Source organism: Sphaerisporangium corydalis (assembly GCF_025506355.1).
Taxonomy (GTDB): domain Bacteria; phylum Actinomycetota; class Actinomycetes; order Streptosporangiales; family Streptosporangiaceae; genus Sphaerisporangium; species Sphaerisporangium corydalis.
On the sequence record NZ_JANZYP010000064.1, the window covers coordinates 39,048 to 60,731 of the forward strand.

The following is a 21,684-nucleotide window of genomic DNA, read 5'->3' on the forward strand; positions in this document are numbered from 1 at the left end:
GCGCAGGGTGCTTGAAAGGCCGCCGACGCCCGCGCGAAGCGCCTGAAAGGGTGTTACCGCACCTCGTGGGGGGCGCTGGGGGCGCTCTGGCGGTTGACGCGGTCCAGCGCGGTCACGCGGTAGCGCGCGCCGCGCCGCCCGGCGGGGTCGGTGAACTCGCCGCGCCTCCCGCCGGGGACCACCGCCACCAGCCGGCTCGCGTCGATCTCGGACCCCTCGCCCCCGGAGTCCGTCACACCCGGGGACCGCCCGTCGCCGGCCGCGCCCGCGTCGTCGAACCGGTAGACCGCGTACAGCCTCGGCTCGCCCTGCCCGGCGGCCTGGAAGGCGAGCTCGACGCCCTGCCCGGTCAGGCGCGCGCGGACGATGTCGGGCCGCCGGGGCGGGGCCCCCGAGGACAGGCGCGGCAGCACCGGGGACAGCGCCGGGCGCGTGTAGTGCTCCTTCTGCAGCAGGGTGATCGACCCGAGCCGGTCGGCGCGCACGTCCCCCGAGTTGTAGTAGATGTCCCCGCCGACCAGCGGCTGCCCGGCGTTGAAGGTCAGGTGCCTGGAGAGCTCCGCCGGGTCCCGCCAGGCGGGGGGCTCGGCGGCGGCGCCGGTCTTGTAGGCCGCCTGCCCGATCCACAGCTGGGTGCCGGTGCCTGCCACCACCCCCGCCCACCAGGGGGTGAGCACCGCGTAGTCGGCCTCGGGCAGGCCGATGTTCCAGTAGATCTGCGGGGCCACGTAGTCCAGCCACCCCTTACGCACCCAGCCCCGCGTGTCGGCGTACTGCTGGTCGTAGGACTGGGAGCCCGAGGTGGCCGAGCCCAGCGGGTCGCTGGTCGCGTTGCGCCAGATCCCGAACGGGCTCACCCCCCACTGCGCCTCGGGCTTCACCTTGCGGATCCGCCCGCTCATCTCCTGGATCAGCAGGTCGACGTTGTTCCGGCGCCACGCCGCCAGGTCGGGGAACCCCGCCCCGTGCCGGGCGTAGGCGGCGGAGTCGTCGAACACCTGGCCGGCGATCGGATAGGGGTAGAAGTAGTCGTCGAAGTGCGCGCCGTCGATGTCGTACCGGGTGACCGCGTCCATGATCGCGTCCTGGACGAAGGCGCGCACCTCCGGCAGCCCGGGGTTGTAGTAGAGCTTGCCCGCGTAGGCGACGCCCCAGCCCGGGTTGCGGCGCACGGGGTGCTCGGGCACCAGCCGCGCCGGGTCGGGCTGCATGGAGACGCGGTAGGGGTTGAACCACGCGTGGAAGGCAAGCCCGCGCTCGTGGGTTGCCTCGATCATGAAGCCGAGCGGGTCGTACCCCGGGTCCCTGCCCTGGACGCCCGTGAGGTACTGCGACCACGGCTCGTACCGCGACGGCCAGAAGGCGTCGGCGGTCGGCCTGACCTGCACGAACACGGCGTTCATGCGGCGGGCCTCCGCCAGGTCGAGCCAGGAGGCGAACTCGGCCCGCTGCCGGGCCGCGGGCAGGCCCGGTGCCGACGGCCAGTTGATGTTCTCCACCGACGCGATCCACATGCCGCGCATCTGGCGGAGCGGGGAGCCGCCGGCGGCGGCCGGGACGCGGGCGGCCGTCGTCCGGCGGCGGCCGATCGGGGCCAGCGCGGACGCGGCCAGGCCACCCAGCAGGGCCCTGCGGGTCAGCGGACGGTGGTTCATGCGGCCTCCAGACGGCGTTCCGGTCTCCTGACGACTCGGGCGGACGGCGTGGGCGGCGGGTGAAGGATTCCTTCATAAAAGATATGCGCAAAGGCGCGCGACGCCACACCGGCACCCCGCCCGGCACTCCCCCGCGTGATCGAACGGGTAGGGAGACACCATCGGACCGACACCACAGAACCCGACACCACAGGACCGACACACAGGAGCCGGACACCACCGGACCGACACCCACCACCGGAGCCCCGCACATGCCGCACAGCCCCGATCTCGACCGCCTCGCCGCCACGGTGCTCCAGCCGGGGTTCGCCGGGACCTCGGCCCCGGGCTGGCTGCTGCGGCGGCTCGCCGGCGGCCTCGGCGGGGTGGTGCTGTTCGCGCGGAACATCTCGGAGGACACCGCCGGGCTCGTACGGCGGCTGCGCGAGGAGAATCCCGAGGTCATCGTCGCGGTGGACGAGGAGGGCGGCACCGTCACCCGCCTGGAGGCCGCGACCGGCAGCTCCTGGCCGGGCAACGCCGCCCTGGGCGTGGTCGACGACACCGGGGTCACCGAGCGCACCGGCGAGGAGATCGGCCTGCTGCTCGGCGCGGCGGGGATCACCATGGACTACGCCCCCGACGTGGACGTCAACGCCGACCCGCGCAACCCGGTGATCGGCGTCCGGTCCTTCGGCGCGGACGCCGCCCTGGTGGCCCGGCACGCCGCCGCCTGGATCACCGGGCTGCAGGGCACGGGCGTCGCCGCGTGCGCCAAGCACTTCCCGGGTCACGGCGACACCGTGACCGACTCCCACCTCGCGCTGCCCGCCGTTCACGCCTCGCGCGAGCTGCTGGACCGGCGGGACCTGCCGCCGTTCCGCGCCGCCATCGCGGCCGGGGTGCGGGCGATCATGTGCGGGCACCTCATGGTGCCCGCCCTGGACCCCGTCCTGCCCGCCACGCTCAGCCGCCGCGTCCTCACCGGCCTGCTGCGCGAGGAGCTGGGGTTCCAGGGCCTGGTGGTGACGGACGCGATCGACATGAAGGCGGTCTCCGCGCGCCTGCCCCAGCCGGAGATCGCCGTACGGGCGCTGGCCGCCGGGGCGGACGCGCTGTGCCTGGGCGCCTCCGACCCCGAGGGCGACACCCTCGCCGCCCTGCGGGAGGCGATCGTCCGGGCCGTCCACGACGGGACCCTGGAGGAGACGCGCCTGGCCGAGGCGGCGTCCCGCGTCCGCGCCCTGGGAGCCCACGGCACGCCCCCCGCGCCGGAAGACCGCACGGGCCCCGGCCCCGCGCCCCTGACGGCCGGTCCGGCCCGCGAGTCCCTGGCGGCCGGTCCGGCCCGCGAATCCCTGTCAGCCGGCCCCGGGCGTGAGCCGCCGATGGTGGACCGCGCGGGCGTCGTCCTCGACCCTGGGCACCGGGTCTCCCTGCTCGGGCTGGAGACCGCCCGCCGGGCGCTGCGCGTGACCGGCCGCACCGCCCGGCCCGTCCTCACCGGGCCGCCCGTGGTGGTCGAGATGACCGCCCGCCCCCACCAGGCGGCCGCCGCCGCGCGCTACGGGCCGGGCGACGCCCTGGCGGCGCGCCTCCCCGGCACCGTCCTGACGACCCTGACCCCGTCCCACCACGACCTGCCCGCCCTCGGCGACCCGGCGCCGTCCCACGACCTGCCGGCCTCACGCGGCCCGGCCGGTCGCCGGGGGCCCGCCGGGGCGCCGCTGGTGGTGGTCACGCACGACGCGCACCGGCACGCGTGGATGCGCCGGGTCCTGGCGGAGATCCTCCTGCGCCGCCCGGACGCGATCGTGGTGGAGATGGGCCTGCCCGGCCCCCCGGCGGGCGCGCTGCACCTCACCACCCACGGCGAGTCCCGCGCCTCGTCCCTGGCCGTCGCCGAGTGGCTCACCCGGCCCTGACCGCCGTGACCCCCGGCCACGGCGGGCCGGACGAGGAACCGGGCAGGTGCCCGGCCTGCGAACGGCGGGTGACGGGAGAGTGTTCCGGCGGGCTCGGCGGGTTCGTTACGACCAGGATTGAGTAATCTGTCGGTAACAGACAAGGAACCCCATGATCGACCCGCAACGCTCGACCCCCGAGAACCTGGTCGCCCGGGTGCGGGCCGTGCTCCCCTCGCTCACGCCCTCCGCGCAGATCATCGCCCGGCTCATCCTCGACGACCCGGCCACGGTCGCCCGCAGCACGATCACCGAGCTCAGCGCCGCGTCCGCGACCAGCGAGGCCACCATCGTGCGCACCGCGCGCGTGCTCGGCTTCTCCGGGTACGCCCAGCTCAGGCTGGCGCTGGCCGCCGCCGCCGCGACCCGTCAGGGGCCCGACCGGCTGGTCCCCGGCGACCTGGCGCCCGACGACCCGCTCTCTGACGTGATCGCCAAGGTCACCCGGGCCGAGGCCGAGGCCATAGAGGACACCGCGGCGCAGCTCTCCCCCGAGCGTCTCGGCGAGGTGGTCGACGCCATCACCGCCGCCCGCCGGATCGACGTGTACGGCGTCTCCGCGTCCGGCCTCGTGGCGGCGGACATGTCCCAGAAGCTCCTGCGCATCGGCCTGTCGGCGCACGCGTTCACCGACGCGCACCTGGCGCTCACGAGCGCCGTCCTGCTCCGCCCCGGTGACGTCGCGGTCGGCGTGAGCTGCACGGGCGAGACCCCCGACGTCCTTGAGCCGATGCGCAGGGCGGCCAAGGCGGGGGCGACGACCGTTGCGATCACCAACAACCCCCGCTCGGCGCTCGCCGAGGTGTCCGGCCATGTGCTGATCTCCGCGGGCCGGGAGACCGCCTTCCGCCCGGGGGCGCTGGCCAGCCGGATCAGCCAGCTCCTGATCGTGGACTACGTGTTCGTCGGCGTGGCCCAGCGGACCTCCGAGGTGTCCAACGAGGCCCTGCGCGCCACCCGCGACGCCCTCGCCGACTTCGTCTCGGAGTCCCGCCCCCGCGCCCGGCGCCCCTCGTAGATCATCCGGGTCCCGCGGGCTCAGGTCATCCGGCGTCCCGCGAGCCGAGGATCTTGGAGAGTGCCGCGACACCGAGGACGACAACCCCGATGATCAGTGCCCACTTGACGAGGCCGGCGACCAGGCTCAGCACGGTGCCGATGAGGAAGAAGCCGACGATGACCGCTACGACGAGAAGAAGAATGCGTCCCATGGCTTGAACGCTAGGCGGCCGGGAGGCGCGGCGATACAGGTGGAGGCCGAGTTCAGGGACGAGTCAGGGTCCGCACTCAGGGTCGCCCGGGGGTGGCCCCCCGGACGACCCTGGGGGGCCGCCACGGCCGGTGGCGGGACCGGTCAGATGGGCGGGGTCACGAGCCGTACACCTGCATCTCGTACAGGGAGTAGCCGTAGGCCGTGCCACGGGCGGTGCCGTTGACGCGCACGTAGCGCCCCGATCCGGACAGACCGGTCAGGTCGTCGGTGGCGCCGTCGCCGGTCGTCGTCGTGTACACGTTCGTCCAGGCGGCGCCGTCGGGTGAGACCTGGACCTGGTACGACCTGCCGTACGCCGCCTCCCACGACAGCTTGACGCGGGTGATCGACCGCGTGCCGCCGAGGTCGACGCGCAGCCATTCGGGGTCGTGGCCCTCCGCCGACGCCCACCGGGTCGCGGTGGTGTCGCCGTCGAAGGCGTTCGCCGCGCCGTACGACGAGCTCTCGGTGGAGGAGGCCGTGGCGGGCCCGCCCTGCGAGAGCAGCGTCTCGCCGGGCCCGCCGGTGCCGCCGGCGGGCACCGTCTGGGTGGCGACGTTCCAGCCGGTGACGCGGACCGACGGCGCGGACCCGCCGAGGCCGGTGGTGCGGTAGGTCGCCGTCAGCGTCCGGGACTCCCCGGGCCACAGGCTTGTCGCGTTGTCGGTCCACTGGACCGGCAGCACGGGCCTGCCCGCCGCGTCGACCACGTGGGCGTCGACGTAGAACGCGGGGATCTTGCCGGTCCCGGTGTTCCTGAGCGTCACGGTCGTCGTGGTGGTGCCGCCTGAGGCCGACGAGGACGCCGTGGCGCTCAGCGGGGCCTGCGCCATGCCCGCCAGCCCGGTCAGGTCGGCGTAGGCGGTGGTCGGCACGTAGTACCAGTCGTTGTTCGCCCAGTCGATCACGTCGGCCTTGGTGGACAGCCAGTACACGTTCCGGTCGACCTCGCCGCCCGCGCCGCTGAGCGTGAGCCGGACCAGGTAGGCGGTGGACAGGCCGCTGATCGCGGGAATGGTGACGGCCGTGACCTTGCCGCCGTCGCCGGGCGCGGTGACCGTCGCGGTGTTGGTGTACTTGCTGGTCCCGTCCAGGTTGTACACGTCGGTCCGCACGGTCAGCCCGGTGGCCGCCGCGTGGTTCTGGTTGACCACCACGACGCTTCTGGTGTCGTAGGAGTACTGGACGTGCAGCGGCTTGCCGGCCTCACGGGCGCCGTAGTAGGACCCGCCCTGGTCGAGGTAGGTGTCGAAGAGCTGCCAGTGCAGCGAGCTCCACCCGCTGTTCAGCATCCAGTAGATGACGCCGGTCGAGGGGTTGGAGGTGTCGCTGAAGTTGCGGCGGTAGGCCTCGAACTGTGCCCTGATGTTCTCGTACTGCTGGAGCTGCGCCTTCCGCACGTAGTCGTCCAGGCTGGTGGAGGTGCCGTACCTGCCGATGAGCGCGTTGTTGAAGAGCTTGAGGTTGTTGAACGTGCCGGACGGCGAGCGGTGGTACTGCGTCGCGGTCGCGGTCTGCCACAGCGTGTTCAGCTCCGCGGCGGACATCATGCGCTTCAGCGAGTCGATGGTGGGGACGTCCGGGCCGGCGCTGGTCTCGGAGTTGAAGCCGTACGCGCCGCCCTCCTGCTTGGTGAACCAGTAGTTCGGCGGCACCCAGTCGTAGGGCCCGGTCATCTTCATCCCGGAGGAGCCGAGCGTGGGCGAGGAGTTGGCCGAGGCCGCGGCGACGATCGGGGTCTTCCAGTCGGCGGCGTTGAGCGCGGCCAGGTAGCCGGTCTCCTGCTGCGCGTTGGGCGCGAAGTCGCTGCCGATGAGGAAGGTGAAGACGCTCGGGTGGTCGCGCAGCCGCGCGGCCTCCGCCGCCATCGAGTCCTTGGCGATCACGTAGTCGGCGGCGGACCAGGTGTCCCCCGGCTCGCCGCCGTTGGTCTGGCCCTCCCACTTGTCGCAGCACTCCCACCCGGCCATGACCAGGATGCCCATCTGGTCGGTCAGGTCGAAGAGCTCGTCGGTCTCCAGGTGACCTTCCAGCCGGATGGTGTTCAGGCCGAGGTCGCGGACGTAGCGGAGCTTGTCCTGCGCGTAGGTGGGGTCCCAGCGCAGGAACAGGTCCGGCGACCACCCGCCGCCCCGGATGAGCAGCGACCGGCCGTTGACCTTGTACAGCCGGTGGCCGCTGCCGTCCAGCGAGGAGGTGACACCGCGGATCCCGAAGCGGGAGTGCGCGGTGTCACTGGCCGCGCCCGCGACGGTCGCGGTCAGGTCGAGGTCGTAGAGCGGCTGCCCGCCCATGCCGTACGGCCACCACACCTGGGGGTTGGTGATGGACTGAGTGAACGTCAGCGTCTTGGTCTGGTTCGCCGCGAGGTCGACCTCCTGCGTGAGGGCGGCCGAGCCGACGGTCCCTGAGACGGTGGCGTGGACGGCGGCGCCGGTGTCGTTCCTGGCGTTGACCTTGACCGTGAGGTCGGCGCGGTCGAGCGCCGAGGTCAGGCTGGTCACCACGTGGGCGTCGCGCAGGGCCACGGCCCCGCTGCGCCGGACGAAGATATCCCGGAATATGCCCATATTTCGGTCGGGTGGATTCTGCACCCAGTCGATCCAGCCGGTGGTCAGGTGCTTGCTCGGGTCGTTCGGGTTCACCTTGAACGCGACCGAGTTGACGCCGGGGCGCACGAGCGCGGTGACGTCCAGCTCGTGGCGGGGGTAAGCCCCGGCCACCTGGACGCTGGTCGCGACCTGCGTCCCGTTCACCCACACGTCCGCGCTGGAGATGACGCCGGTGACGTCGAGGAAGGTCTTCAGACCGGTCTCGCCGCCCAGGGTGAAGTCCGATCGGTACCACCAGGGCACGGTGAAGTCGGCGGCGGGGACGTCCCGCATGTTGGTCGAGTAGAACGGGTCGGGGTACTTCCCGTTCTTGAGCAGGCCGGCCATGACCGTGGAACGCGGTCCCACCGGGTACCAGCCGGACGCCGCGTAGCCCGGAGTGGAGATGGCGGCGGCGGAGTCGGTGACCTTGGACGAGGACTGGATCTTGTATCCGTCGAGGGCCGAGGGGGCGACGGCCGCCACCGCGACGCCTCCGCCTGCGGGGGAGGACGAGGACGCCGCCAGCGCGGGGATCCCGCCCCCTGCGGTCGTCAGCAGCACGAACGCGGCGACCAGCCGCGCTCTTACCCAGGTACGCCTGTCAAAAGTGACCATCGGTATCTCCGGGGGGCGTTTAGTTAAGGAGCCTCCCTAACTATGAGTGGATTTTGACCGCACCAAGAAGATCAGTCAAGGCTCGGCGACAATCCACGCCACACCACACGACCGGCGTGAAAGGTCGCGGGGAGGTGGTGATCCGGAGGTGGGAGCGGGGTGTCAGACGGGGACGGCGTACATGACGCGGCGGCCCTTGAACTCGGTGACGCTCCAGAGCTGGTTCTTCTCGCCCCAGCAGGTGAGGTCCTCCGGGCCGATCGGCATCTTCCTGACCTCGGCCGGCTTCCCGGCCGGGACGACGAGCAGCGAGCCGTTCTTGGTGGACGACGCCGCCTGGCTGAGGTACCAGCGCCCTTTGTACGACAGCGCGCCCTGGATCTTGGCGGCCGGGAGCGTGAACGCGTCCACCGCCGCCGCCAGCCCGCCGGCGCCGGAGACCAGCGTGTCGTCCGGGTCCAGCGCCCAGCGGGCCACCCGCCCCGTCTTGCCGGGCTCGTCGGCGGGGTCGACGTACTCGCCCGAGACGAACAGGTGCGGGCTGGTGCTCCGGTCGATCGCCGCGAAGGAGTACCGCGCGGCACCGGCGGCCGTCCACCCGTCCACCTGCGGCATCACGTACCGGTACCCGAACGCGTGGTACTTCCCGCCCTTCAGCCCGATCTTGTCGTCGTCGCCCTTGACCTCGTAGATGTGCCGGGTGTCGAACACCCGCATCCCGTGCGCGGTGTCGACGACGTAGATCAGGTCGCCGTACCACGCGACGCCGCCCGCGTGGATGTTGATCGCGCTGTAGGAGGTGCCCTTGGGCTCGACGAGCAGGACGTGCCGGTACTTCCCGGTCGCCAGGTCCAGGAACGAGATCCGGATCCCCCGCTCGGTCGCGGTCCCCGCGGGCTTCCAGTACCAGGTGACGGCGAGCGCCTTGACGTCCGTGCGCCCCGCCTCGGAGCTGGCGGCCATCCCCTGCGGGTACCAGTCGGTGGTGTCGTTGTCACCGGTGTCGAAGCAGTACCAGTCGGCCGGCTTGGGCGACATCGAGCCGAACGCCGTCGTGCTCCCCTTGTGGACCGACGAGCGGTTCGCCTGCGCGAGCACGTTCTTCAGGTCGCGGGCGGGCAGCGCCTTGGCCAGCGTCTCGACCGCCTGCGGAAGGCCGCGGGTGTCGTGCCGGAGCTGGAACGGCCCAGGATCCGTCGCGGTCATGAGGCTCGGGCCCATGCGGGTGCCCCCGTCGTACGTCAGGAGCGGGAACGCGTCACCACGACACCAGCCCGCGGCCCCACCCAACCGATGATCAACCCCGACAGTCTGCCGCAGGACCGATATATCCGTCTACGTAATGACCGAATGGGCATCGCCGGCCGGGCGTCAGACCCCATCGGGCATCGCGTCGTCGCCGGAGGTGGTCGCCTGGCCGTTCGCGGCGCGCCGCGAACGGGCGATCCCCCAGCCGACGAGCGCCGCGGCCACGACCGTGAGCACGAGGCCCGCGATCGTGACCGACGCGCGGAACTCCGCCGTCTGCCGCGCGCTCCAGCCCGATGTGGCGATGTCGCCGGTGAACAGCGCCGCGAGGATGGTGCCGGTGACGGCGATGCCGGCGCCGGAGGTGACCTCGGTGGCGGTGTCGGTGAGCGCCGCGCCGATCGTGGTCCGGTTCTCCGGCAGGCCGCGGAGCACGTTGACCCCGGCGACGACGCCGACCACGCGCATCCCTGCCGCCACGAGCACCAGGGCGATCGCGACCCACACGTACCCGAACCCGCCCAGCAGGGCGTAGACCGCGAGCCCGAGCACGACCACCGCGGCGCTGAGCCACGCGGCCCGGTCCAGACCGGCGCGTCGCACGAACGGGCCGACGAACGCGCCGCCCGCGACCAGGACGACGACCTGCGGCAGCATCCCGATGGCGGCGAGCGCGGGCGGCCACCCCCAGTCGAGCTGCAGTTGCAGCGTCACCATGTAGCCGAGGCCCGCGGTCGCCAGCCCGGCCGCGGCCTTGAACGCCAGGCCGCTGGAGACCAGAGGGTGCGCGACGAGGCCGAGGGCGAGGAGTGGGTGGCGCGCCCGGCGCTCGCGCAGGACGAAGAGGATCGCCCCCACGACGGCCGCCGCCGTGGCCGCCCACGGGACCCACGAACCGGCGCCCTCGTTCACGAACAGCGTCGGCGCGACGAGCGCGAGCACGATCGTCGCGGTCGCGGTCACCGCACCCGCGACGTCCACCGGATCGCGGTGCAGCCCGGCCGGGGCGTCCGCGGCGACGCCGAACCGCACGCCGATGATCGCGAGCACGGCGATCGGCACGTTCACCAGCAGCAGGACCTGCCACGGCGCGACCGCGAGCACGAGGCCGCCCGCCGTCGGGCCGATCGCGAGCCCGACCAGGCCGACGGTCGAGATGAGGGTCGCCGCACGGACGCGCAGGTTGTCCTCGTCGAACAGCCGGAAGGCCAGCGCCATCGATCCCGGAGTCGTCATCGCGGCGGCGACCCCCATCGCCGCCCGGACGGCGATCAGTTGCGCTGCGGTGAGGACGAAAGCGGTCGCCAGGCTCGCCACGCCGAGCAGGACCAGCCCGATGAGCATGATCCGTCGCCGGCCGAACCGGTCGGCGACCGCGCCGAACGCCAGCATCGACCCGCCGAACACGACCGCGTACGCGCCCGTCACCCACTGCAGCGCGGTCGTCGAGGCGTGCAGTTCGCGGCCGATCGTGGGCAGCGCGACGTTCAGGATCGAGTTGTCGAGCATCTCGAACAGGAACACCGCGGACAGCCCGGCCAGGGCCACCCACGCCTCCCGCAACGATCGGGGTGAGGACGGCCCGGCGGGGCCCGGTCCCATGACAATGTCAGTGGTCTGTTCGGAGGACATGCCACTAAGTTATGTCACTAAGTTTATTCACACAAGGGAGTGGGGCCGGATGCCCAGGACCGGAGAGCGGGGCGGGCCGCTGACGCGTGCGCGGATCTCGGAGGTCGCGACCCGACTGTTCCTCGAACACGGGTTCGACACGGTCACGGTCGCCGAGGTCGCGCGGGAGGCCGGGGTCTCCAGCGTGACGGTCTTCAAGCACTTCCCGCGCAAGGAGGACCTTCTCCTGGACCGCGCGGTCGACGCCGTCGACCTCCTGCGCTCGGCGGTGCGCGACCGCGCTCCGGGCGTCGACGTGTCGGCGTCCCTGCGCGAGGTGACCCTCGGTCTCGTCGACGCCCGCCACCCGCTCTCCGGCGTCGACGACCGGTCCATCCCCTTCTTCCGTACCGTCGCGGCGTCACCCGCCCTGGTCGCCCGCGCCAGGGAGATCGCCTCCGACCTCCAGCGGACCCTCGCCGAGGAACTGGAACGCGACCCAGCGTTCGAGGGCGACGGTCCGCTGCTCGCCGCCTTCTTCATCGCCGGCTACGCCACCGTGCTGGTGGAGACCGCACGCCGCCTCATCGCCGGCGAACCCCCGGCCACCGCGGTACCCGACCACCGCGCCCGCCTGGAACACCTCTTCACCGCCCTCCGCCACGGCCTCACCCCCCACCCCTGACATCCACCCCCGACCCGACCGCCACCCCTCCCCCAACCCACCTCTCCTCCGCTAGCCCTCCACCCCTCCCCTGGCCCTCCCGATGACCTCCTCGGTCGTCAGCGGGCTCTTGGGGTGATGGCTCAGGCACAGCGGCGCCTGCATCTTCTCGAACCGCGCCCCCTCGACCGCCGCGTAGAACTGCCCCGTGCTCAGGTGGCCGATGTCGGTGATGCGGCTGCCCTTGGCCTGGGCCATCTCCCTCGCGGCGTCGATCTGCGTCGGGCTGTTCAGCAGGCCGAAGAACTGCGTCGCGGAGTTGCCCGGAATGCGATTGTGCAGCCCTCTCGGTGCCTGCGTCGCGAACACCAGGCCGAGCCCGTACTTCCGGGCCTGGGACGCGAGCGCCAGCGTGCTGTGCGTGCACGCGGTCATCGCTCCCGACGGTGCGAACGTCTGCGCCTCGTCCATCACGAACAGGCCCCCGAGCGGCCGGTCACCGGCCGGGTTCTTCTTGATCCAGGCGAAGAGCGCCATCTGCAGCTGGTTGACGAAACTCTGCCGCTGATGGTCGGAGGGCAGGCCGACGAGGCTGATCACCGACACCCGCGCCCGCTTCCCCTCGGGCGGGGTCAGCAGCACGCCCGGATCCATCGGCAGGCCGGCCCCACCGAACAGCGGATCGATCACCTTGGCCGCGGTGAGATTCTGCGCGATGTCCGCCGCGAGCCGCTCCGCGTTGAGCAGCTCGCTCACCCCGTCCGGCAGCTCCGCCAGCACCTCGATCAGGCCTTGGAGACTGGTCGTGCCCCGGCGTCCGTAGAACTGCAGGGTCTCCCTGAGCACGGCCAGCCCCTGGTGGACCTTGTTCGTGTTGCCGACGAGTTTGGCCCGTGGTGCGAGCGACGCGACGGCCGAGTCCACCGCCTCGCGGAACTCGTCGGGGTCGTCGACGACACCGCTGAAATCGGGCAGCGGCTGGAAGCTCAGGGGGCGCCCGGCGTCGCGTAACGGCGTCCAGACGACGACGTCGGTGTTCGCCAGGTAGTCGCCCGCCTTCCGGGCGTCGCCGGCACCCCACTGCGCCGGCGCCTCCGGCCATCGGTCGCCGAGCCGGGCGAGGTCGTTGTTGGGGTCGAGCACGATGGACGAGACCCCTTGCAGCGCGCACTCCTCGACCAGGCGGCGGATGAGCACGGTCTTGCCCGAGCCCGATCCTGCGAAGATCGCGGTGTGCTTGCGAAGGGCCTCCAGGGCCACGGTGACCCGTGCGCCGGCCGCGACCGTCTCACCGATGGGGACGACCGGCGCCGGACCCCTGGCCGGCGACGGGCCCGCGCCCGGCCCTGAACCCACGGCCGGCGCCGGACCGGTGACCGGAGCCGAACCCGCGATCGGAGCCGGGCCCGTGATCGGTAACGCACCCGTGATCGGGGTCGGACCCGAACTCGGGCTCTGACCTGCGCTCGGGGCCGGACCTGCGCTCGGCAGCGCACCCGTGCCCTGGGTCGGACCCGTGCCTGGCAGCGCACCCGTGCCCGGCCCCAGGCCGGTGAGGGTGGCCGTCGCGGAGAGCCCGCGTCGCCGTCCGGACGCACCGCCGGTCTTCGTGGCGTCCCCCGGCCCCGCGCCGGGGTCGGTGCGCATACCGGGAACGCTCCACGTCTGGTCCGGCGGCCCGCTGGAATCGCCTCCCCCGCCGCCAGGGACGTCTCCGCCCTCCTCAAGGGCCTCCCGCAGGACCTTGACCGTGCCGACCGGATTCCGCTCGGCCAGCCACGACCCCAGGTTCAGGGGATTCTCCTCCAGCAACCCGCGAAGCGCGGCGAGGGTGGTCAGGTCCTCGGACTCCAGGCGAAGCGTGCGCCCGCCCGCCCTCTCGAACGCCGCGAGGGCCTCCTGGGTGGCCGGCCCCCGAGACCAGTCCTCGTTCCGCAGCACGAACAACCGCCGGGGAGGCCCATCGGCGTCCAGTCCGGAGGCCAAGCACGCGGTGCGCAGCCGGCTGAGCGCGGCGATCGGGTGGTCGGCGGCGATGGCCCGGAACGACCAGTGCTCCTCGTGCTCGGTGGCCTCGTCCAGGCTGCGGCGAAGGCGCGCGTGCAGGGACGGCTTCGAGCTGGGCGGGGCGTCCTGGCTGTACTCCCGCCCGGCGTCGCCCTTCGCGGCGATCCAGGCGGTGAGACCCGCCGACAGGAGGGGCGGGACGAGCGCGTCCTCGCCGGGGAAGTCGAGGGCCGCGGAGACCTCCGCCTTGAGCCGCAACTCCTCGAAGCGCGTGTCGATCGGGGTCAGGTCGACCGGGAGCGGCACGCGGTGCGGGTCGATCACGATCGGATCGGGCAGACGCTCCATTTCCCTGACCTCGTCGTTCGCCAGGCAGGCCTGGACATGGGCCTCGATCTTGATCAGGAGCTGGCGTGCGGTGAAGTCGGGGGCCTCCTCGAACGCCGATGCCTTGACCGGCCACGTGGGGTACGGCGGCCGGAAGCGCACATCCCGGAACCGCGCCGCGAACCGCTTCTCGACCAGGTCACGGCCGAGCCTGGCGTCGGGGATCGCCATGAGCGGATTCGCCGCCCGGAACCGGTCCTTGATCGTGTCGGTCCCGGCCTGCTGAATGAGGACCCAGGTCAGGGGAAGGCACGAGACCACGGTGAGCGTGCGGTGCGTGTACTCCCTGAGCGACATCAGGCCGCCCACGATCTGCTCGACCGCCACCGTCTGGCGCCAGTCCTGCTCGGCGACGTCCTTGGTGACGATGGACGCCTGGACGAGAAGGGGGTCGATCTGGTCCACGGCGAAGACGGAGGGGCCGGTGAACGCCAGGAGCCGGGAGATGTCCCGGACGATCTCCTGGGGCGACTTGCGGCCCCCGCGCATCCCCCACGGAGCGCGCTCGCCCGGCTCCCCCTCAGGCTGCGAGGACAGAAAACTGCTTCCCACGTCCTGCGCGCGCAGATCCTCCGAGGCGCGCAGCACCAGGGCGCGAAGCGTGTCCTGGGCGTCGGCGCCCACCCGGGAGTCGAACCGGCGCAGCCCGTCCACGAAGTCGTTCAGGACCGGCCTGGTCAGCGGCGCCCTGCCGATGAGCCCCTGGCGTTCGGCGAACGACACCCCCACCAGCGACGACAGGCGCCTGATGAACGCCCTGAGCTGGCTCTCCCCGTCGATCTCCCGCGCCAGGCTGTCCAGGATCGAGATGACGACGCTCTCCCAGAACTCTCTCGCGTCGAACAGGCCGATCAGGAAGAAGTAGCCGCCGTCCGCCTGTGCCTTCTCCCTCAGCCACCCCAGAAGGTGGGTCTTCCCGCTCCCCCGCTGGCCCTGGAGGATCACCCCGACGGGGCTCGACTCCACGCTGTGGTTGGCCTCCTCCAGCCCGTCGAGGAGCGTCTGCGTCGTCCGGCGGTGCAGACCGTCCACGTGGAACCGCGAGGGACGCCACACGTCGCCAGGACCCTCGACGTAGTTGAACCTGAGCGCCCGAAGTGCCCGCCGCTCGTCGTCCCTCATCATGCTCCGATCCACAGGACGTGCTTGTCCTGGTCCCCGATGGTCACCGCCGCCTCGCGGTCTTCCCGCTTCAGAGCCTTCTGGTTGGACTCGGGAACGAGGTTCACGTCCGGCAGGCGGTTCATCGCCCTGAGCGCGGCGTCCACCTCCGTCCTCGGCAGGTCCTGGAGGGCCGCCCGGAGCTCGGCCAGACCGACATAGGAACCGGGCCGGCCCAGCCGCGCGTAGGCGGCACGGATGCGCGCCTCGACTTCGGGATCGGCGGACGACACGGGCGCCACCGGCGATGGCTGGTCGTCGAGCGACGCGGCGGTCTCCACGGGGGCGAAGATGTCGGCGAGCTTGTTGCCGGTGCGCTCCATGAAGACATGAAGGCCGCCCAGCACCGCGACCAGCGCGGACCCCGCCGATCCCGCGGGCCTTTCGACGCCGTGGCCGATTTCCCGGCCCAGCCTCGCCCAACCGTCATCGGTGAGCCGGTGGACGAATGTCTGCCCCTGCTTCCAGCTTTCCACCAGCTTCGCGTCGTTCAGTTTAGTGCGGGGCTTACCCGTCAAGGTGAGGCCATAGCGCTCTTTGAGCTGGGTATTCGAGACCTCTCCCACCTCGCGCATGAGCACCAGCAAGGCCGCCATTTGGGGGAGTGACAGCTTCTCGTCAGGCATGTCGTGATCCTTCCAGTGTGTCGGCGCTACGGCTGCGGACGAACCTCTCGAGCCGCCCGACCACGCCTCGTATATCCGTGAGAACTTCGGCATTGGTAATGCGCAGCACCGCATATCCGTCCTTCGCGAGCCGGAGGTCCCGCTCGCGATCGGCCGCGTGTCGGTGCTGATGGCGGTGTTCCGGGCCGTCGATTTCTATGACGCAGCGTTCCTGGCGCCATAGGAGATCTACCCGGATAGGGTTTATAAGGGGATGTGACTGATAAGTCTGATTCCAGGCTCGGCCGTGGGCCCAGTGGCAGGTGGCCAGGGCGGCTTCCAGGGCTTTCTCGACCTTGCTCGCCGGGTGGGGTATGCCCGCGACCGCCGGGTAGCGGATGGCGCCGGTCGAAGGCGGGCGTGCTCCCCGTACCGGGTCGGGGGTGAGGTGGCCGGCGGGGCTCAGGGTCACCGTCTCCACGCGGTCGACGTGGGACAGGCCCGCGCCGGTGAGCCAGACGCCGAGGTCGGCCCGTTCGGCCAGCCACTCGCATGCGGCGACGAGGATCTCCTCCCCTGCGGGGGAAAGGCCTTCGGGGACGTGGACCAGGAGCGCGGTGTGGGGGCGGCCGAAACCGGCGGCGAGCACGCGGGCGAGACCCGCCGCCCGCACCTCGGCCGCGAACCGGACGGCCCTGGCGGACGGAGCGGGCCTGCCGGAAGGGCCGGTGGGGGCGCCGGTGAGTGCGCGTTCGGCGAGGTGGGCCAGGAACGGGCCGAAGTGGTGGGTGGAGGACGCCAGGCGCAGGGCGAGGAAGCGCACGGCGTCCGCGCCCGCGCCGCCGGGACCGGCGATGTTCTCCGCGCCCGGCAGCCAGGCGGGGAACAACTCGATCGCGGCCCTTTCCAGCTCGGCCAGGACCGTGGACACCATTTCCGCCACCGAGCGCGCGGGCTCGGCGAAGTACGTGAGAATCGCCGGCGCGCCCGGCGGAGGCGGTGCCACGGACAATGCCGTGGCGTCGGCATTCGCTCCGGAAAGCCGTACGAGACGGCCTATCGGCAGGTCCACCCAAGAACGCGGCACGCTTTTCCCTCTGGCTTTTCCGACCCCGTCAGCGTGCCGAGGTTATACGGAAGAAGCCCTCATGCGCATCACTTTTCCCAAGACCCGCGAATTTCCCCTGCTTTTCCCGAGTACGCAGATGGGAGCGTGGCCGGACGTTTCAAAGGGGTATTCGGTTTACCTGCGGAACCCGGCGATTCATTCGGGCCCGGAGCAGGTCCCGCCATTATCGGAAAGCCGTGACCGACCGTAACACCATTCCGCCCGCACTTCGAGCCGGATTCGGATCCCGCCCATTAACGCGAAGGCCGGGCACGGCGAACCGTGCCCGGCCGGGCCGGACGGAGCCGGTGAGGGATCAGCCCAGCGTGCAGGCGGAACCGTTCAGCGTGTACGCGGTCGGAGAGGCGTCACTGTTCGCCCAGGTGCCCTGGAATCCGAACGTGGTGTTGCCTCCGGCCGGGATGGATCCGTTGTGCGCGACGTTCTTGGCGGTCACGGCGGTGCCACTCTGCGTGACGGCGGCGTTCCAGAAGCTCGTCACCCGCTGGTCGCCGGGGAAGGCGAAGGCGAGCGTCCAGCCGTTCACCGCGCTGCTTCCGGTGTTGGAGACGGTCACGTTGGCGGTGAAACCGCCCTGCCACTCGTTCTTGACGTAGGCGACCCGGCAGGCCCCTCCGCCGCCGCCCCCGCCCGAGGACGTGGTGACCGTGACGGAGTTGGACGCCGAGGAGGCGTTGCCGGCGGCGTCACGCGCCCGGACCGAGAAGGTGTACGACGTGGAGGCGGCCAGGCCGGTGACGTTGTATGTCGTCCCGGACGTCGTGCCCACGACGGTGGACCCCCGGTAGACGTCGTAACCGGTCACCCCGACGGCGTCGCTGGACGCGCTCCACGCCAGGCCGACACCGCTGGAGGTGACGTTGGAGGCGGTCAGGTTGGCGGGCGCGCTCGGCGGGGTGACGTCCCCGCCGCCGCTGCCGCCGATGCTGTACGAGAAGCTGTTCACGGCCAGGCCGGTGCCGCCGACCCACGGCTCGAACCCCACCTGCACGCTGGTCATGTACCACGAGCTCTGCGCGTACCCCCGGCTCAGCATGTCGTTGTAGAACGTGCTCACCGGGAAGCTGATCGAGGTGGCCGACGAGGTGCGGACGTACGACACGACGTTCCAGCCGCTGTTGCCGTACCAGACGTCCCAGGTGCCGCCCGCGAGGGAGACGGTGGCGACGCGCGACCCGACCGGCTGGACCGACCCGGTGTGGTTGAGCCAGATCATCAGCTCGGCGCCGGTGTTCTGCCCGTCGGTGCGCGACGTCGGGTCGAACCAGATGTCGTACGACGCGTCGTACACCCCGGCGGAGGAGGGGTAGGTCATGCTGACGCTGGTCTGGATGCCGGAGAACCGGCTGTCGGTGACGCGCAGGGGCAGGCCGCTCCCGGCGGTGCAGTTCGCGTAGTGGCAGCCGGCGAAGACCGAGGGGTAGGAGCCGGGGGCGCCGTTCTGCGGCTTGTTGTGGCTGGCCTGGGTGACGGTGAACCCGGTGGAGGTGACGTTGATGCACTGCTGGGTGTCGTCGCCCCAGTTGTTGTTCTGTACCGCGTACTTGCCGCCCGCGATCGTGGTGGCGCCGTACTTCTCGCAGATCAGCGTGTCCGCGCGGGCCGGGCCGGTGACCACCACCGTCATGAGGAGGGAGCCGGCGGCGGCCAACACGGCCGTCAGGGCTCGCAGTGCTCGGCGTTTCATCTTGACTCCGGGGAATGAAGGTGGTGGGAGCGCTCCCATTTGCTCGTGACACTAGGCCGGGCCCTTCCCCCCGGACAGTGCCCGCCCGGCCCCTGGGGCCGCCTCCACCCTCCGACCAGGGGTTACCCGCGATCCGGAGGTGAAACTTTCACCGCCGGCCGGGGGCCGGGCCGCCGCCCGCCGGCCTCGGTCCCGCCGGTCTCGGTCCCGCCGGCCTGGACGGCGGCCTGCGCGGCGGCGGCCCTGGCCACGTTGCGGGGCATCCGGCCGAAGATGAACCCGTGGAAGGGGTAGACCGACCACCAGTACAGGTGGCCGAACAGGCCGCGCGGGTGGAAGATCGCCCGCTGCCCGTACACGGTCCCGCCGTCCGCCACCCGGCAGGTCAGCTCCAGCCAGGCGAGCCCGGGCAGCCGCATCTCGGCGCGCAGCCGCAGCAGGCGCCCCGGCTCGATCTCCTCCACCCGCCAGAAGTCCAGCGCGTCGCCCACCCGCAGCCGGCGCGGGTCGCGCCGTCCCCTGCGCAGGCCGACCCCGCCGACGGCCCGGTCGAGCAGGCCGCGGAGCCGCCAGGCGGCCGGCAGCGAGTACCACCCGTTCTCGCCTCCGACGCCCTCGATCACCCGCCACAGCGCCTCGGGGGGCGCCTCCACCCGCTGGGTGCGCTCGTCGACGTACAGGCTGCCGCCCGCCCAGTCGGGGTCGGTGGGGAGCGGGTCGCTCGGCGCGCCGGGCGTCGAGGCCGACGACCAGCGCGTCGCCACGTCGGCGTCCTTGATGCGGTGCAGGGCCAGCCGGACCGCCTCGCGGAACCCGACCAGCCCCTCGGGCGGATCGGGAACGTACCGGGCGATGTCATGCTCCCGGCAGACCGCCTCGTTGCGCAGCGACTCCACCAGCGGGCGTGCCACGCCGGCCGGGACGGGCGTGACCAGGCCGACCCAGTGGCTCGACAGGCTGGGCGTGAGCAGCGGCACCGGGATGATCAGCCGGGGCGGCAGCCCGGCGGAGGCGGCGTACCCCTGCATCATCTCCGCGTAGGTCAGGACGCTGGGTCCGCCGATGTCGAACGCCCGGTTGGTCCCCTCGGGGATGTCCATGGCCCGGACGAGGTAGCGCAGCACGTCCCTGATCGCGATCGGCTGGGTGCGGGTGCGCACCCAGCGGGGCGTGGTCATGACCGGCAGCCGTTCGGTGAGGTAGCGGAGCATCTCGAACGACACCGACCCCGAGCCGATGATCACCGACGCCCTGTACGCGATCGTCGGGACCCCGGAGCCGAGGAGGATCTCCTCGACCTCCGCGCGCGAGCGCATGTGGGGCGAGGGCCGCTCGGCCGGGGTCAGGCCGCCCAGGTAGACCACGCGGCCCACCCCGGCGTCCTCGGCCGCCGCCGCGAACGTCTCGGCGGCCAGCCGGTCCCGCTCGGCGAAGTCGCGGCCAGCGGCCATGGTGTGGATCAGGTAGTAGGCGGTCTCCACGCCGTCGAGCGCCGCCCGGGTCTCCGCCGGGCGGGTGGCGTCGGCCTCGGCGACCTCGACCCGGTCGCGCCACGCCTGCCCGCGCAGGCGGCCCGCCGACCTGACCATGCAGCGGACCTCGTGGCCGGCGTCCAGCAGCTCGGGTACGAGCCGCCCGCCGATGTAGCCGGTCGCGCCGGTCACAAGACATCGGGTCATCAGACCACCCCCGCTGATCACCTTCGTATCGGGGGCGCTTACGGTTGCGTCCCGTGCGCCGCCTCCGTGGGGCCCGGAGCGTGATCCACCACGGCCGGTCTCGCGGGGGCCAGGGTTAGCCCGGGATGGCGGGGTAAGCCATCGGGAGAACAGATCAACCGAAAGGTAATCACATGCTCTACGGCAAGGAACACGTCGACAAATATCGCGCGACGGATGGAAAGGAGGGTCATGACTGGAACGGCACGACCGTGCTCCTCCTCACCACCACCGGGCGCAAGAGCGGCGAGGAGCGCACCAGCCCGCTCATCTACCAGAAGCACGGCGACGAATACGTGATCGTGGCGTCCAAGGGCGGCGCCCCCCAATCACCCGACTGGTACCACAACCTCGACACCAACCCGGAGGTGGAGGTCCAGGTCATGGGCGACAAGTTCCGCGCGCGCGCCCGCACGGCCTCGCCGGAGGAGAAGCCCGAGGTCTGGCGGCTGATGGCGGCCACCTGGCCCCAGTACGACGAGTACCAGACCAAGACCGACCGCGAGATCCCGGTCGTGATCCTGTCCCGCCTCGACGGCTGAGCCCGCCACCACGGCCGAGCCCACGACTCCCTGAGGCCGCTGATCCCGCGCGCCCGCACGGTCCGCGCGGGACCCCGGCCGGATGACCGGTGGCCCTACCGGCACGGGTTTGCGAAGATACCAGCGGAGCGACGGGCGCGGCCTTCCCGGCCGTCCTGCCCGAGGGTTTCCGGCGCGGACGCGCAGTCAGGGAGGACCAGGGGTGGACACCGAGAACCAGACGGCCGAAATCATGATCGCCGAGGCCCGGAAGGCGTTCTGGGTCATGGTCGGATTCCTCGCCGTCATCTGGGTGGTGCAGATCGCCAACGCGATCTCGGGATACGCCCTGAGCCAGAGCTTCGGCATCGTCGCGCGCGAGCCGTCGGGGCTGCCCGGCATCGTCACGGCGCCGTTCCTGCACTGGAGCTGGGCCCACATCGAGGGCAACTCGGGGCCGCTGTTCGTGTTCGGCTTCCTCGCCGCCTACCGAGGGGTGGTCAAGTTCCTCGGCGTCACCGCCCTGATCGCGGTGACCAGCGGCCTCGGCGTCTGGTTCGTGTCGAGCGCGCTCAGCGTCACAGCGGGCGCCAGCGGCGTGGTCTTCGGCTACTTCGGCTACATCCTGGTGCGCGGCCTGTTCGACAGGCACCGCATCGACATCGTCGTCGGGCTGGTCATGGCCCTGTGCTTCGCCTACCAGTTCACCGGGCTGCTGCCGAGTGACGAGTTCAGCTGGCAGGGCCACCTGTTCGGCTTCGCCGGGGGCATCCTCGGCGGCTGGCTGTTCCGCGACCGCCGCCCGCGCGCCGCGTCCGTCCCGGCGGGCCCCGCGGGCGCCCGTCCGGTCGCAGGCGCCCCCGCGCCCGGCCTGGAGCGGCCGGGCG

At 71.9% G+C, this 21,684-nt stretch carries 15 protein-coding genes; 5 read left to right on the forward strand and 10 right to left on the reverse strand.

The window, feature by feature from the left end; all coding sequences use genetic code 11:
• Positions 1-53: 53 nt before the first annotated feature.
• Positions 54-1,655: a glycoside hydrolase family 10 protein gene (locus tag NYZ98_RS32815; protein ID WP_262847483.1), complete on the reverse strand. Its 1,602-nt coding sequence runs from the start codon at positions 1,653-1,655 to the stop codon at positions 54-56.
• 251 nt (positions 1,656-1,906) lie between these two features.
• Between NYZ98_RS32815 and NYZ98_RS32820 the strand changes: the two genes are divergently transcribed.
• Positions 1,907-3,559, forward strand: coding sequence for a glycoside hydrolase family 3 protein (locus tag NYZ98_RS32820; protein WP_262847484.1), 1,653 nt, complete (start codon positions 1,907-1,909; stop codon positions 3,557-3,559).
• 151 nt (positions 3,560-3,710) lie between these two features.
• The gene (locus tag NYZ98_RS32825; protein ID WP_262847485.1) at positions 3,711-4,616 is read left to right on the forward strand and encodes a MurR/RpiR family transcriptional regulator; all 906 of its coding nucleotides are present in this window, start codon (positions 3,711-3,713) and stop codon (positions 4,614-4,616) included.
• A 25-nt stretch (positions 4,617-4,641) separates the two neighbouring features.
• On the opposite strand, the gene NYZ98_RS32830 is transcribed toward NYZ98_RS32825, so the two are convergent.
• The 4 genes from NYZ98_RS32830 to NYZ98_RS32845 form a co-directional block, all read right to left on the reverse strand.
• Positions 4,642-4,809, reverse strand: coding sequence for a hypothetical protein (locus NYZ98_RS32830; protein ID WP_262847486.1), 168 nt, complete (start codon positions 4,807-4,809; stop codon positions 4,642-4,644).
• Positions 4,810-4,966: 157 nt separating this feature from the next.
• Positions 4,967-8,059 carry a discoidin domain-containing protein gene (locus tag NYZ98_RS32835; protein WP_262847487.1) on the reverse strand — a complete coding sequence of 1,031 codons (3,093 nt, stop codon included), beginning with the start codon at positions 8,057-8,059 and terminating at the stop codon, positions 4,967-4,969.
• 162 nt (positions 8,060-8,221) lie between these two features.
• Entirely contained in the window at positions 8,222-9,265 is a 1,044-nt protein-coding gene (locus tag NYZ98_RS32840) for a hypothetical protein (RefSeq protein WP_262847488.1), read from the reverse strand.
• A 165-nt stretch (positions 9,266-9,430) separates the two neighbouring features.
• On the reverse strand, positions 9,431-10,939 hold the full coding sequence (locus NYZ98_RS32845; protein ID WP_262847489.1) for an MFS transporter: 1,509 nt from the start codon (positions 10,937-10,939) through the stop codon (positions 9,431-9,433).
• A 49-nt stretch (positions 10,940-10,988) separates the two neighbouring features.
• Between NYZ98_RS32845 and NYZ98_RS32850 the strand changes: the two genes are divergently transcribed.
• Entirely contained in the window at positions 10,989-11,603 is a 615-nt protein-coding gene (locus tag NYZ98_RS32850; RefSeq protein WP_262847490.1) for a TetR/AcrR family transcriptional regulator, read from the forward strand.
• Between the two features lie 51 nt (positions 11,604-11,654).
• On the opposite strand, the gene NYZ98_RS32855 is transcribed toward NYZ98_RS32850, so the two are convergent.
• The 5 genes from NYZ98_RS32855 to NYZ98_RS32875 all read right to left on the reverse strand — a co-directional run bounded on the left by NYZ98_RS32855 (position 11,655) and on the right by NYZ98_RS32875 (position 20,237).
• Positions 11,655-15,101 (reverse strand): helicase HerA domain-containing protein, encoded by a 3,447-nt coding sequence (locus NYZ98_RS32855; protein ID WP_262847491.1) that lies wholly within the window; start codon positions 15,099-15,101, stop codon positions 11,655-11,657.
• Complete coding sequence (locus NYZ98_RS32860) at positions 15,098-15,763, reverse strand: hypothetical protein (RefSeq protein ID WP_262847493.1); 666 nt, start codon at positions 15,761-15,763, stop codon at positions 15,098-15,100. Before NYZ98_RS32860 ends, NYZ98_RS32855 begins: the two co-directional genes overlap by 4 nt.
• Positions 15,756-16,748, reverse strand: coding sequence for an endonuclease domain-containing protein (locus NYZ98_RS32865; RefSeq protein ID WP_262847495.1), 993 nt, complete (start codon positions 16,746-16,748; stop codon positions 15,756-15,758). Before NYZ98_RS32865 ends, NYZ98_RS32860 begins: the two co-directional genes overlap by 8 nt.
• Before the next feature lie 418 nt (positions 16,749-17,166).
• Complete coding sequence (locus tag NYZ98_RS32870) at positions 17,167-18,558, reverse strand: GH12 family glycosyl hydrolase domain-containing protein (protein WP_262847497.1); 1,392 nt, start codon at positions 18,556-18,558, stop codon at positions 17,167-17,169.
• Between the two features lie 122 nt (positions 18,559-18,680).
• Positions 18,681-20,237, reverse strand: a complete 1,557-nt coding sequence (locus NYZ98_RS32875) for an SDR family oxidoreductase (RefSeq protein ID WP_262847499.1) — start codon at positions 20,235-20,237, stop codon at positions 18,681-18,683.
• Positions 20,238-20,410: 173 nt separating this feature from the next.
• Here NYZ98_RS32875 and NYZ98_RS32880 point away from each other — a divergent pair, with 173 nt between their 5' ends.
• Together NYZ98_RS32880 and NYZ98_RS32885 are read left to right on the forward strand one after the other, a co-directional pair.
• Positions 20,411-20,818, forward strand: coding sequence for a nitroreductase family deazaflavin-dependent oxidoreductase (locus NYZ98_RS32880; RefSeq protein ID WP_262847501.1), 408 nt, complete (start codon positions 20,411-20,413; stop codon positions 20,816-20,818).
• 202 nt (positions 20,819-21,020) lie between these two features.
• Positions 21,021-21,684: rhomboid family intramembrane serine protease (locus NYZ98_RS32885; RefSeq protein WP_262847503.1), on the forward strand; the 664-nt coding region annotated here is incomplete at its 3' end.

Excerpts from the sequence above, each read along its gene's own strand:
- NYZ98_RS32815 (WP_262847483.1), bottom strand. The coding sequence starts at position 1,655 with ATGAACCACCGTCCGCTGACCCGCAGGGCCCTGCTGGGTGGCCTGGCC.
- NYZ98_RS32820 (WP_262847484.1), top strand. The coding sequence starts at position 1,907 with ATGCCGCACAGCCCCGATCTCGACCGCCTCGCCGCCACGGTGCTCCAG.
- NYZ98_RS32825 (WP_262847485.1), top strand. The coding sequence starts at position 3,711 with ATGATCGACCCGCAACGCTCGACCCCCGAGAACCTGGTCGCCCGGGTG.
- NYZ98_RS32830 (WP_262847486.1), bottom strand. The coding sequence starts at position 4,809 with ATGGGACGCATTCTTCTTCTCGTCGTAGCGGTCATCGTCGGCTTCTTC.
- NYZ98_RS32835 (WP_262847487.1), bottom strand. The coding sequence starts at position 8,059 with ATGGTCACTTTTGACAGGCGTACCTGGGTAAGAGCGCGGCTGGTCGCC.
- NYZ98_RS32840 (WP_262847488.1), bottom strand. The coding sequence starts at position 9,265 with ATGACCGCGACGGATCCTGGGCCGTTCCAGCTCCGGCACGACACCCGC.
- NYZ98_RS32845 (WP_262847489.1), bottom strand. The coding sequence starts at position 10,939 with ATGTCCTCCGAACAGACCACTGACATTGTCATGGGACCGGGCCCCGCC.
- NYZ98_RS32850 (WP_262847490.1), top strand. The coding sequence starts at position 10,989 with ATGCCCAGGACCGGAGAGCGGGGCGGGCCGCTGACGCGTGCGCGGATC.
- NYZ98_RS32855 (WP_262847491.1), bottom strand. The coding sequence starts at position 15,101 with ATGATGAGGGACGACGAGCGGCGGGCACTTCGGGCGCTCAGGTTCAAC.
- NYZ98_RS32860 (WP_262847493.1), bottom strand. The coding sequence starts at position 15,763 with ATGCCTGACGAGAAGCTGTCACTCCCCCAAATGGCGGCCTTGCTGGTG.
- NYZ98_RS32870 (WP_262847497.1), bottom strand. The coding sequence starts at position 18,558 with ATGAAACGCCGAGCACTGCGAGCCCTGACGGCCGTGTTGGCCGCCGCC.
- NYZ98_RS32875 (WP_262847499.1), bottom strand. The coding sequence starts at position 20,237 with ATGACCCGATGTCTTGTGACCGGCGCGACCGGCTACATCGGCGGGCGG.
- NYZ98_RS32880 (WP_262847501.1), top strand. The coding sequence starts at position 20,411 with ATGCTCTACGGCAAGGAACACGTCGACAAATATCGCGCGACGGATGGA.